General features: G+C 58.2%; 10 protein-coding genes. All 10 read right to left on the reverse strand.

Going from position 1 to position 13,000, the window contains the following annotated elements; genetic code table 11:
* Positions 1–11: 11 nt before the first annotated feature.
* Positions 12–1,190: a lipopolysaccharide assembly protein LapB gene (gene lapB, locus V7747_RS12720; protein WP_335616402.1), complete on the reverse strand. Its 1,179-nt coding sequence runs from the start codon at positions 1,188–1,190 to the stop codon at positions 12–14.
* Positions 1,191–1,194: 4 nt separating this feature from the next.
* A complete protein-coding gene (locus V7747_RS12725; RefSeq protein ID WP_092282981.1) occupies positions 1,195–1,494 on the reverse strand; it encodes a LapA family protein in 300 nt (99 codons plus the stop codon).
* Positions 1,495–1,562: 68 nt separating this feature from the next.
* Positions 1,563–1,856 (reverse strand): integration host factor subunit beta, encoded by a 294-nt coding sequence (gene ihfB / locus V7747_RS12730; RefSeq protein ID WP_092282980.1) that lies wholly within the window; start codon positions 1,854–1,856, stop codon positions 1,563–1,565.
* Positions 1,857–2,151: 295 nt separating this feature from the next.
* A complete protein-coding gene (gene rpsA, locus V7747_RS12735; protein WP_092282979.1) occupies positions 2,152–3,834 on the reverse strand; it encodes a 30S ribosomal protein S1 in 1,683 nt (560 codons plus the stop codon).
* A 154-nt stretch (positions 3,835–3,988) separates the two neighbouring features.
* Positions 3,989–4,681 (reverse strand): (d)CMP kinase, encoded by a 693-nt coding sequence (gene cmk / locus V7747_RS12740; protein WP_335616403.1) that lies wholly within the window; start codon positions 4,679–4,681, stop codon positions 3,989–3,991.
* Positions 4,678–6,921, reverse strand: a complete 2,244-nt coding sequence (locus V7747_RS12745) for a bifunctional prephenate dehydrogenase/3-phosphoshikimate 1-carboxyvinyltransferase (RefSeq protein ID WP_335616404.1) — start codon at positions 6,919–6,921, stop codon at positions 4,678–4,680. The genes cmk and V7747_RS12745 overlap by 4 nt, the downstream gene beginning before the upstream one ends.
* The gene (gene hisC / locus V7747_RS12750) at positions 6,914–8,026 is read right to left on the reverse strand and encodes a histidinol-phosphate transaminase (RefSeq protein WP_335616405.1); all 1,113 of its coding nucleotides are present in this window, start codon (positions 8,024–8,026) and stop codon (positions 6,914–6,916) included. Before hisC ends, V7747_RS12745 begins: the two co-directional genes overlap by 8 nt.
* 89 nt (positions 8,027–8,115) lie before the next feature.
* Positions 8,116–9,213, reverse strand: a complete 1,098-nt coding sequence (gene pheA / locus V7747_RS12755; RefSeq protein WP_335616406.1) for a prephenate dehydratase — start codon at positions 9,211–9,213, stop codon at positions 8,116–8,118.
* A gap of 5 nt (positions 9,214–9,218) precedes the next feature.
* Positions 9,219–10,304: a 3-phosphoserine/phosphohydroxythreonine transaminase gene (serC, locus tag V7747_RS12760; RefSeq protein ID WP_335616407.1), complete on the reverse strand. Its 1,086-nt coding sequence runs from the start codon at positions 10,302–10,304 to the stop codon at positions 9,219–9,221.
* A 2-nt stretch (positions 10,305–10,306) separates the two neighbouring features.
* Positions 10,307–12,961 carry a DNA gyrase subunit A gene (gyrA, locus tag V7747_RS12765; RefSeq protein ID WP_442909254.1) on the reverse strand — a complete coding sequence of 885 codons (2,655 nt, stop codon included), beginning with the start codon at positions 12,959–12,961 and terminating at the stop codon, positions 10,307–10,309.
* Positions 12,962–13,000: the final 39 nt, after the last annotated feature.

Consider the following 13,000-nt stretch of genomic DNA (forward strand, 5'->3'; position numbering starts at 1 on the left):
CGAGTTAAAACTCAAACTACCTCATACCCCTTAAGGGGCCTGATAGTTGACCAGCCGTGGCAAGTGGGGCATTGCCAGTACAGTTTTTGCCCAGCAAAACCACAGGATTCACAGCGGTATTGCGGGCGCTGCTGCTGCAAGGATTCCAGTAACTGCCTGAGCACTTGCATGCCGCCCTGCTCTGACTCGGCCGCGCTGCGCAACTGCAACCTGACCAGCCCGAGCGTCCCGCCGATGGAAGGGTGCCGCTGTACCCAGTCAAGCAAAAAGCGCTGCGCACTAGTAACACCTTCGTGCTTCTCCAATTGGCCACTACGGGCCAATACGGTCTGCAACATCGGTGGCTCTGAACGCTCCAGCACCCGCTCAAGGTACACGGACAGATCCAGGTCGCCATTATCCGCGCAGCGTCGTGCCAGCGGCAATATCTGCGGAACAAAGTCTGGCGATTCATCGGCAATGCGATGCAACCATTTGAGTACGGCACGGCTATGCCCCTGCCGCTCTTCCAGATCAGCCAGCATCAGCATGGCTCGAGTACTACCGGGCTCAACTTTTAAAGCTGCCTGCAGATGCCCCAGTGCAAGATTAATGTAACGAGCGCGCAGCGCCTCATCCGCCAACTCACAATAATAGTGCGCTTGGGTGACGGCGAAACCCGGCCTCTCGCGCAATAAACGCGAACCGATTTGGGCTGCCTGCATCCAGTCACGCTGCTGCTCATATACCGTGACCAAATCACCCAGCGCTTCACCGCGCAAACTGGAAGACGAAGCACCCAGCTCTTCCAGCAGACGCTCGGCACGATTATGCATACCCACCGCCAGATAATCACGGGCCAGTTCCAGTTGTACGCGATCAGCCTGCTGCGCGCTCAAGCTGGGACGTGCCAGCAGATTCTGATGCACTTTAATCGCACGCTCTACATCGCCCCGCTGGCAAAACAGTTTGCCGATAGCAATGTGGGTTTCAACGGTTTCCGGATTCACTTCAAGGGCACGGATGAAGGTTTCGATTGCCTCGTCCGGCTGCTCGTTCAGCAGGTAGTTGAGACCAATGAAGTATTGGCGATCAATCGCGCTGCCATGCGGCTGCAGCATAAAACCTACCTTGATCGCTTCGCGGCGCCCAAGAAACCAGCCTATCGCCAATGCCGCAACGAACAGGCCTAGGAACAAGAGTTCCTGCATGGGATCAGCCTTTGACGGCTTGGGTGCGCAGCTTATCGACTTCCTTGCGATAACGATTCAGCTCATTACTCTGCACCATCAATTTCAGGCGCAAACGGGTAGTAATCAGCCAGCCAATAAAAACACCGAGAATACTGCCGAGAATGAAGGAGAAAACGATGTAGATAGACAGGGGTAGCTCAGGAGACTGAACTTCAAGAAACTGCAGCGTCGTGGATTGCTGGTTCTCCAGCATGAAGTCCATTGTTGCCAATGCCACCAGCAGCAAAACAACGATCAGCAACGCGCGCTTTAGCCATAGCATGCCATACTACTCCGCATCCATTTGTGTAGGCGAAGTATAACGCAGGGCACTGTGAGTGGCACTCCGGATCAGCTGTTTTCCAGCGACTCGTTAACCCGGTCACGCAACTCCTTGCCCGGTTTGAAATGCGGCACAAATTTACCCTCGAGTTCAACCGCATCACCGGTCTTTGGGTTACGCCCTACCCTGGGCGCACGATAATGCAGCGAAAAACTGCCAAACCCCCGAATTTCGATGCGCTCCCCCGTAGAAAGTGCTTGAGACATATGCTCCAACATAGTCTTGATCGCAAGCTCAACATCCTTCGCCGACAACTGCCCCTGTTGCTCGACAATGCGCTCGATCAACTCCGACTTGGTCATGGTTTTCCCTTTTTTATCAAGCGAGTAGCTTCGTTTTACACGGTTTTACCATGCTTGACTAGCTTTGAACAGCCTGATAAGCAAACGCCGGACAAAGCCCGGAAGCAGCAAGCTGGATACTGAAAGGCAACGAGCGGCACGAATAGCTGAACGGCATGCGACAGAAAAAGCTGAAAGCACTTCTCTCCCATAGAAATCAGACGAGCACCGATCGCAAGGACAATAAAGCCAATCGCTTTCTTGGGCGCACAAAAAAGGGCGACCGAAGTCGCCCTTTTTCTACAGCTGGAAAGGCTTAGTTGCCTTTGCCTTCCATCTGCTGCTTGATCAGATCACCGATGGTGGTCGGACCAGCTGCCAGCATTTCCTGCTTGCGCAGGTCCTGGATGGCTTCTTTCTCGTCTTCTACGTCTTTCGCCTTGATAGACAGGCTGATGACGCGGCTCTTGCGGTCGATGCTGATGATCTTGGCTTCGACGCTGTCGCCTTCGTTCAGAACGTTGCGAGCATCTTCAACGCGGTCACGGCTGATTTCGGAGGCTTTCAGAGTGCCTTCGATGTCATCGGCCAGGGTGATTACTGCGCCCTTGGCGTCAACTTCCTTGACGGTACCGGTGATGATGGTGCCTTTCTCGTTCAGGGAAACGAAGTTGGAGAACGGATCGTCTTCCAGCTGCTTGACGCCCAGGGAGATGCGCTCGCGCTCTGGGTCAACAGACAGGATGACAGTCTCAATCTCGTCGCCCTTCTTGAAGCGACGTACTGCTTCTTCGCCGGCTTCGTTCCAGGAGATGTCGGACAGGTGAACCAGACCATCGATGCCGCCGTCCAGACCAATGAAGATACCGAAATCGGTGATCGACTTGATGGAGCCGGAGATCTTGTCGCCCTTGTTGAACTTGCTGGAGAACTCTTCCCATGGGTTCATCTTGCACTGCTTGATGCCCAGGGAGATACGACGACGATCTTCGTCGATGTCCAGAACCATGACTTCTACTTCATCGCCAACATTGACGACTTTGGAAGGATGGATGTTCTTGTTGGTCCAATCCATTTCGGATACGTGAACCAGGCCTTCTACGCCTTCTTCCAGCTCTGCGAAGCAGCCGTAATCGGTCAGGTTGGTGACCTTGGCAGTAACGCGAGTGCCTTCTGGGTAGCGACCGGTGATAGCAACCCATGGATCTTCGCCCAGCTGCTTCAGACCCAGAGAAACGCGATTGCGCTCACGGTCGAACTTCAGCACCTTGACATCGATCTCGTCGCCAACATTGACGATCTCGGACGGATGCTTGATGCGCTTCCACGCCATGTCGGTGATGTGCAACAGGCCATCGACGCCACCCAGATCGACGAATGCGCCGTAATCGGTGAGGTTCTTGACGATACCCTTGACCACCTGGCCTTCCTGCAGAGTTTCCAGCAGGGCTTCGCGCTCGGCGGAGTTTTCGGCTTCGAGGACAGCGCGACGGGAAACGACAACGTTGTTGCGCTTCTGGTCCAGCTTGATGACCTTGAATTCCAGCTCTTTGTTTTCCAGGTGAGTGGTGTCACGAACCGGACGCACATCAACCAGAGAACCTGGCAGGAACGCGCGAATGGTGTTGACGTCGACGGTAAAGCCACCTTTGACCTTGCCGTTGATAACACCCTTGACGATTTCTTCTGCAGCGAAAGCAGCTTCGAGGACTTTCCACGACTCGGCGCGCTTGGCCTTCTCGCGGGACAGCTTGGTTTCACCGAAACCGTCTTCAACGGCGTCCAGTGCAACGTGAACCTCATCACCCACTTCGATGGTCAGTTCGCCCTGATCGTTCAGGAACTGCTCGCGTGGGATAACACCCTCTGATTTCAAACCGGCGTGAACGGTGACCCAGTCGGAGTCGATGTCCACAACGATACCGGTGATGATGGAGCCCGGCTCCATATCAAGGGTTTTTAGGCTTTCTTCAAAAAGTTCGGCAAAGCTTTCGCTCATTTGGAATCCTGTAAATTAAGTATAAAGGCAGCTACCGCTCAGCCGCTCAAGAGCGCGCCGTGCAGCCACTTACCCGCCACGCCACCAGCTTGCGTGGGTTGATGGTATCAATGCTCTTTCCGGTTTGGCTGGTTGCCCGGATAGAACAGCCTGATCAGTTCAGCAGATCGCGTTTTTGCGCTTCCTGATGAACCATTTCAAGTACTTCTTCGATGCCCATTTGCGTGGAGTCAATCTGGATTGCATCCTCAGCCGGCCGCAAGGGCGCAACGCTGCGATTCATATCCCGATCGTCACGCGCAACGATCTCATCGAGAAGACTCGCCAGATTAGCAGCTTCCCCCTTCTCGAGCAACTGCCTGTGGCGTCTGCCAGCCCGCTCTTCAGCACTGGCCGTCAGATAAATTTTCAATTCAGCATCAGCAAAGACCACGGTGCCCATATCGCGCCCATCGGCGACCAGACCGGGCGCCTCACGAAAGGCACGCTGTCGCTGCAGCAAAGCTGTGCGCACCGCCGGCAGCGCGGCAACCTGAGAGGCACCGGCTCCGGCCGCCTCGGTGCGTATGGCACGGGTCACTTCTTCGCCTTCGAGGATAATGCGCTGCTCGCGCGCATCATCACCAGCGACGAACTGCACATCCAGATGAGCCGCCAGCGCCTCAAGCGCTTCTTCATTGGTCAGCGAAACGCCATGGTTCTGCGCCGCAAATGCGAGCAGCCGATACAAGGCCCCGGAATCCAGCAGATTCCACCCCAACCGACTGGCCAGCAAACCGGCAATGGTGCCTTTTCCCGACCCGCCAGGGCCGTCGATGGTGATCACCGGAATAGCTTGTTCAGTCACGCGTTCTCCTCCAGACGGACCTGCATGCCGACGCTCTGCGCCAAGCCGACAAAGTCCGGGAATGATGTCGCCACGTTGGCGCAGTCATTAATTTGAATAGCGCCATTAGCGCGCAACGCGGCCACCGCAAACGACATGGCAATACGGTGGTCGCCGTGACTCTCGACGCTGCCTGGGCCGATCGCACCGCCCTCGATAACAATGCCATCGGGGGTGGGTTCAGCTTTCACGCCAAGCGTAATCAGGCCGTCGGCCATGACCTGAATACGGTCTGACTCCTTGACTCGCAGTTCTTCCGCGCCGCGCAGTACGGTACGCCCTTCAGCACAAGCCGCCGCCACAAAGAGCACCGGGAATTCGTCTATTGCCAGCGGCACTTGATCGACCGGGATATCGATACCCTTCAGCGACGCATAGCGCACACGAATATCGGCGACGGGCTCACCGCCAACCTCACGCTCATTGGTCAGCTCGATATTGCCGCCCATTTCCCGCAGGATGTTGATGACGCCAATGCGCGTCGGATTGATACCGACATGCTCCAGCAACAGGTCAGCGCCTTCACAGATGCTGGCTGCAACCATGAAGAACGCGGCGGACGAAATATCAGCGGGCACATCGATCTTGCAGGCCTTCAGAGTGTGGCCGGACTCGATTGTTACGGTCGCGCCATCGACTTTAACCGGGTAGCCGAAGCCCTTGAGCATGCGCTCAGTATGATCCCGGGTGGGCGCCGGCTCAGTTACCGAGGTGCTCCCGGAAGCGTAGAGGCCCGCCAGCAGCACGCAGGATTTAACCTGGGCACTGGCCATCGGCATGGTGTAATCCATGCCCATCAGGCGCCCTGCCCCGCCAATGCGTAGCGGCGGCCGACCCTCGTCGCCGGTTTCGATCTGCGCGCCCATTTCTCGTAGCGGCTTGGCGACACGCCCCATTGGGCGCTTGGACAGCGAGGCATCGCCGGTGAGCACGGTATCGAACTCCTGCCCAGCGAGCAGGCCGGAGAGCAAACGCATGGATGTACCCGAGTTTCCCAGGTAGAGCGAGCCGGGAGGCGCCTGCAGGCCATGCAAACCAACGCCGTTTATGGTGACGCGACCGTGATGCGGGCCTTCAATCACCACGCCCATATCGCGAAACGCCTGCAGCGTCGCCAAACTATCCTCGCCCTCCAGAAAACCCTCAACTTCGGTCACGCCTTCGGCCAGCGAACCCAGCATGATGGATCGGTGAGAGATGGATTTGTCACCGGGCACGCGAATCCTGCCCTGTACCTTGCCGCCCGGGCTGGCGACGAAATTGATTGATTTAGTCTGCATAGGTTCCATATAAGCCCGACGGGCCAAAATAGTACTGAAATGCTCACGCGCCGACTTGGCTCGGGTAAACACGCCCAACAGCGTATTGGCATCCCGGCTTTCGACCGCATCGCGCAAGCGGCTCAAATCCTGGGTAAAGGCATCCAGGCTGCGCAATACCGCATCCCGGTTAGCCAAAAATACATCGCGCCACATCACCGGATCGCTCGCGGCAATCCGCGTAAAATCCCGAAACCCACCTGCGGCGTAGCGGAAAATCTCCAGGTTCTCGTTACGCCCGGCCAGGGTATCAACCAGAGAAAACGCCAGCAGGTGCGGTAAGTGACTGGTGGCTGCCAGCACTTCGTCGTGGTCAGCCACACTCATCTGCTCAACATCGGCCTGCAGTGCCTGCCAGCACTGTTGCACCAGCATCAGCGCCTGCTCACTGGTGTTCTCGAGCGGCGTCAGAATGACCTTGTGATGCTTGAACAGGTCAGCCCTCGCCGCCTCAACCCCGCTTTTTTCCGACCCTGCAATCGGATGGCCCGGCACAAAGTGACTCGGGACCTCGCCGAATACTTCTTCTACGGCCTTCACCACGGCCCCCTTGGTGCTGCCCACGTCAGTCACCACTGCACGGGGCTGAGGCAAAGCTGCCAGCTGTTCCAGTACTGCGCGCATGCCCAGTACCGGTACCGCAAGCATGATCAGATCGGCGCCATCCACAGCCTCGGCCAGGTCAGCCACTACGCGGTCAACCACGCCCAAGGGCACCGCCTGGCGCCGTGAAACCGGATCCAGGTCACAGCCAACCACCTCACCACAAAAACCGCTCTGGCGCATGCCCTTGGCAAAGGAGCCACCGATCAAGCCGAGCCCGACCACTGTCAGGCGCCCGATTGTGGGAGCTGTTGATGACACCGCGGTTACATCAGCCACGGTGCAGTACCAGCTTCAAAGCATCCAGAAAACGCTGATTCTCTTCCGGCAGCCCCACGGTAACCCGCAGATGATTGGGCATGCCGTAATTGGCCACCGGACGCACAATCACGCCTTCACGCAGCAATGCCTGGAAAATCGGCGCAGCCTCGCGTCCCAGGTCAATCGCCAGGAAGTTGCCACGCGACGGGATCCAACTGAGCCCCATTGCCGCACAGCCGTCTTCCAGTTGCTGCATGCCAAGCCGGTTAATGCGCCGACTTTCGATCAGGTACGCCTCATCCTCGAGGGCAGCCAGTGCGGCGGCAAGGGCCAAACTATTGACGTTGAACGGTTGCCGCACGCGGTTGAGCGCATCAGCGATCTGCGCACTAGAGACGCCATACCCGACGCGCAACGCCGCCAGACCATAAGCTTTGGAGAAGGTGCGCGATACCAGCAGATTGGGATACTGCGCCAGATAGTCCATACCATTGGGCACGTCGTCGGTTTCAACGTACTCGGTGTAGGCCTCATCCAGCACCACAATTACCTGCTCCGGCACCTTGGCCAGAAACGCTTCCAACTCGGCCCGCTCGATCCAGGTACCGGTCGGATTATTGGGATTGGCAATAAAGATCAGTCGAGTGGTCTCGGTAATCGCCGCCGCCATGGCGGCCAGATCATGCCCCCAGTCCTTTGCCGGCACAGACACTGCTTTTGCACCCACTGCCTGGGTGACAATCGGATAGACCGCAAACGCATGGTCACTGAAAATGACCTCGTGCTCCGGACCTACGAAAGCGCGCGTAACCAACTCGAGGATATCGTTCGACCCATTACCCAGAGTAATGCCGGCGGTCGCCACACCCAGCCGCTTTGCCAGCACCTGCTTGAGAGCAAACCCATTACCGTCCGGATAGCGCGTGAGCTCTACCAGCGCCGCTGCGATAGCCGCCTTGACCGCAGGGCTTGGCCCCATGGGGTTCTCATTGCTGGCCAGCTTGACGATGTGTTCGGCCTGCAGGCCGAACTCGCGGGCCAGCTCTTCTACCGGCTTGCCGGGAACGTAGGGGGATAGCTTTTGTACGCCTGGGCGAGCCAGAGCGAGGAAGTCACAAGTCATAAACAAGCCTCAAGCTGCGAGCGACAAGCTGAAACCACACCCGTCTGCCGAGACTCGCAGCGCGCGGTTTGCAGCTCGTCGTTGACGATTCAAAGTACCGCTTTCGGGTAGGAACCCAGCACCTTCAGCGCCACCGAGTCATCATTGATCTTCTCCAACACATCGCGGATCAGCGGGTCATGCTGATGGCCAAAGAAGTCGATGAAGAACACGTATGTCCACTTACCGCTGCGCGACGGCCGGGTTTCAATCCGGCTCAGATCAATGCCGTTGGAGTGAAACGGTTGCAGCAACTGATGCAACGCACCCGGCTTGTTGCGCATGGAGACGATGACCGAGGTCTTGTCGTCGCCGGTGGGCGGCACGGCCTGATTACCAATAATCAGAAAACGTGTGGAGTTGTCGGGACGATCCTCGATCTTTTCTGCCAGCTTGGTCAGCCCATAAAGTTCAGCCGCCATATCACCGGCAATGGCCGCGGAGTTCCACTCGCCCTTGACCCGCTTGGCTGCCTCGGCGTTACTGGCCACAGCAACCCGCTCCACATTCGGATAGTGTGCGTCCAACCATTTGCGACATTGCGCTAGTGACTGAGAGTGCGAATATACGCGGGAGATCTTGTCAGCGCGGGTATTCTCGCCCACCAGCAAGTGGTGGTGAATACGCAGTTCCACCTCACCGCAGATGACCATGTCATGCTCAAGAAAACTGTCGAGCGTGTGGTTGATGGCACCTTCGGTCGAGTTTTCCACCGGCACCACACCAAACTGCACAGCGCCCGCCGCCACTTCGCGGAAGATCTCGTCAATCGCCGCCATCGGCACGCTGATGACTGAATGCCCGAAGTGCTTGAGCGCGGCGGCCTGGGTAAAGGTGCCTTCCGGCCCCAGGTAAGCTACGCGCAGCGGTTCTTCCAGCGCCAGACAGGCCGACATGATCTCGCGGAACAGGCGTGCCACTTCTTCGTTGTCGAGCGGCCCCTGATTCAGCTCCATGATGTGCTTGAGCACCCAGGCTTCGCGCTCCGGGCGGTAAAACACCGGCTTGGCGTCCGCCGGCAACGACTTCTGCTTCACCTGAGCCACTGTCTGCGCACAGGCGGCGCGCTCGCTGATCAGGACGAGAATTTTCTCGTCGATGGTATCGATACGCTTGCGCAGCGCCTTCAACTGGTCTTCATCTGACATGGAAATCAACCGTGCTGCTGTTCAAACTCGGCCATGTAGGCCACCAGTGCATCCACCGCGACCTCAGGCACCGCGTTGTAAATGGACGCGCGCATACCGCCAACCGACCGGTGCCCTTTGAGATTCAGCAAACCGCGCTCTTCGGCGCCGGCCAGGAAAGGCTTGTCGAGACGATCATCCGCAAGACGGAACGGGATATTCATCCACGAGCGGTCAGCCAGGTTAATCGGGTTGCTGTACAGTTCGCTGGCATCAATGGCGGCGTACAGCTTGCGCTGCTTGGCGTCATTGATGCGTTTCATCGCATCCAGACCGCCCTGCTCTTTCAGCCAGCTGAAAATCAGACCCGACAGGTACCAGGCAAAGGTCGGCGGGGTGTTGTACATGGAGTCGTTCTGCGCAGCCACGGCATAGTCGAGCATGGTCGGGCAGCTTGAGCGCGCCTTGCCGAGCAGGTCTTCACGCACGATCACCACAACCAGACCGCTAGGGCCGATGTTCTTCTGCGCGCCTGCGTAGATCATGCCGAACTGCGACACATCGACCGGGCGCGACAGAATGGTCGAGGACATATCCGCCACGAGCGGAACGTCACCGGTCTGCGGCACCCAGTTGAACTCCAACCCGCCGATGGTTTCGTTCGGGCAGTAATGCACGTAGGCGGCGTCCGCCGACAGCTGCCATTCGTTCTGGCCGGGGATAGCGAAGTAATCGTAGGCCTTGGCGCTGCCGGCCACGTTCACGGCGCCGAATCGCGAGGCTTCATCGATGGCCTTGCGCGACCAGATACCGGTATCGATGTAGTCAGCGCTACTACCCTCAGGCATCAGATTGAGCGGAATCTGGGCGAACTGCTGACTGGCACCACCTTGCAGAAACAACACTTTGTAGTTGTCAGGGATCAGCAGCAAGTCGCGCAGATCCTGTTCGGCCCTTTGGGCGACACTGACAAACTCGTCGCTGCGATGGCTCATCTCCATCACCGACAGTCCCTTGCCCTGCCAATCAAGCAGTTCGGCCTGGGCCTGCTGAAGTACTGCTTCCGGCAACGCCGCCGGGCCCGCGCAGAAATTGAACAGACGCTTACTCACGATTACTCCTGATCATCCAAGGGTTGCTGCTCTTCATCATCCTGCACGTCGTCATTAGCTGCGGGCTCGACCGGCAGAGGGTTGCCCTCTTCATCCAGCTCGACCGCCGCTTCCAGCTCCTCTTCCGAGGGCTCCTGTACGCGCTCCAGGCCCACCAACTTCTCGTCTGACGCGAGTCGAATCAGCATCACGCCCTGGGTATTACGCGACAGGCATGAGACTTCACTGACCCGGGTACGCACTAGGGTGCCTTGGTCAGAAATCAGCATGATCTCTTCGCCGTCCACCACCTGCACTGCGCCGACCAGCGGCCCATTGCGCTCGTTGGAGACCATGGCGATGACGCCCTGGCCGCCGCGCTTGTACTGCGGGAAGTCTTCAACTGCCGTGCGCTTGCCGAAGCCGCGCTCCGAGGCGGTCAGGATCTGTGTGCCGGCTTCGGCGATCAGCATGGACACCAGGCGCTGACCTTCGGCCAGGCGCATACCGCGAACACCACGGGCGGTACGACCCATGGCGCGCACGTCGGTTTCCTTGAAGCGGGTAACCTTGCCACCATCGGAGAACAGCATGATCTCGCGTTCGCCATTGGTCAGCGCAGCGGAAATCAGGGTGTCGCCTTCGTCGAGATCCAGCGCGATCAAACCGACGCTGCGCTGACGACTGAACTGCTCCAGCGGTGTCTTCTTAACGGTACCGTTAGCGGTGGCCATGAAGATGAACCAGCCTTCGGTGTACTCATCCACCGGCAGCATGGTGGAGATAAACTCACCCTCTTCCAACGGCAGCAAATTCACCAGCGGACGGCCACGCGCTGTACGCGACGCCTCGGGTATCTCGTAGGTCTTGAGCCAGTAAACCTTGCCGCGGCTGGAGAACAGCAGCAGCGTGGTATGACTGTGCGCAACCAGCAGGTGCGAGACGTAATCTTCGTCTTTCACGCCCGTTGCCGCCTTGCCACGACCACCCCGGCGCTGCGCCTGGTAATCGGCCAGCGGCTGGCTCTTGGCGTAGCCGCCGTGCGAGATAGTCACGACGCGGTCTTCTTCGGTGATCAGGTCGGCGATGGTCAGGTCCATGCGCGAAGCCACGATCTCGGTACGACGGGCATCGCCGTAGTTGTCGCGAATCTGTTCCAGCTCTTCGACGATCACTTCCATCAGGCGCTGTTCACTATTGAGGATGCGCAGCAGCTCGCCGATCTGCTTGAGGATTTCCTGATACTCGCTGAGCAGCTTCTCGTGCTCCAGACCGGTCAAGCGGTGCAGGCGCAGCTCAAGAATCGCCTGGGCCTGCTCGGGCGACAGGTAGTACTTGCCTTCACGCAGACCATACTGCTCGTCCAGACCATCCGGGCGGCAGGATTCGGCACCGGCGCGCTCGACCATCTCGACCACTGCGCCCGGCTCCCAGGCCTTGGCGATCAGCGCCACCTTGGCGTCAGCCGGGGTCGGCGACTTCTTGATCAGCTCGATCACCGGATCGATATTCGATAGCGCAACCGCCTGACCTTCCAGAATGTGGCCACGCTCACGTGCCTTGCGCAATTCGTATACAGTCCGGCGGGTAACCACCTCGCGGCGGTGACGCACAAAGGCATCCAGCAGCTCTTTCAGGTTGAGAATGCGCGGCTGACCGTCGAGCAGACCAACGATATTGATACCGAACACACCCTGCATCTGGGTTTGCTGATAGAGGTTGTTGAGCACGACTTCGGCAACTTCGCCGCGACGCAGCTCAATCACCACGCGCATACCGTCCTTGTCCGATTCGTCGCGCAGCTCGGAAATACCTTCGATCTTCTTCTCTTTTACCAGCTCGGCGATTTTCTCGATCAGCCGTGCCTTGTTCAATTGATACGGCAACTCATGAATGATGATCTGCTGACGTCCGCCAACCTTGTCGATGTCCTCGATTTCGCAGCGTGCCCGCACGTAGATACGGCCACGGCCGGTCTTGTAGGCTTCAACGATACCGGCGCGGCCATTGATGATGCCGGCGGTGGGGAAATCGGGGCCCGGGATGTACTCCATCAGATCGTCGATGGTCATATCCGGGTTGGCAATCAGCGCCAGACAGCCGTTGACCACTTCGGTCAGGTTGTGTGGCGGGATGTTGGTCGCCATACCCACGGCAATACCGCTGGAGCCGTTGATCAGCAGGTTCGGCACCTTGGTAGGCAAGACGGCTGGAATCTGTTCGGTGCCATCGTAGTTGGGCACCCAGTCGACGGTTTCCTTGTCCAGGTCAGCCAGCAACTCGTGGGCCAGCTTGGTCATCCGGATTTCGGTGTATCGCATGGCAGCGGCGTTGTCGCCATCGACCGAACCGAAGTTGCCCTGACCATCGACCAGCAGGTAACGCAGCGAGAACGGCTGCGCCATGCGAACGATAGTGTCATATACCGCGGAGTCACCGTGCGGGTGATATTTACCGATCACGTCACCAACGACACGCGCCGACTTCTTGTAGGGCTTGTTCCAATCGTTGTTCAGTTCGCTCATAGCGAACAGCACGCGGCGGTGTACCGGCTTGAGGCCATCGCGCACGTCCGGCAGTGCCCGCCCGACAATCACGCTCATCGCGTAATCGAGGTAGGACTGCTTCAACTCGTCTTCAATACTGACTGGAAGGATTTCTTTGGCCAGTTCACCCATGAAACGGCATTCCTTTTATTGTCGGCAACTCATTGATGC

The sequence above is a fragment of the Halopseudomonas sp. genome, from assembly GCF_036960865.1.
GTDB lineage: Bacteria > Pseudomonadota > Gammaproteobacteria > Pseudomonadales > Pseudomonadaceae > Halopseudomonas.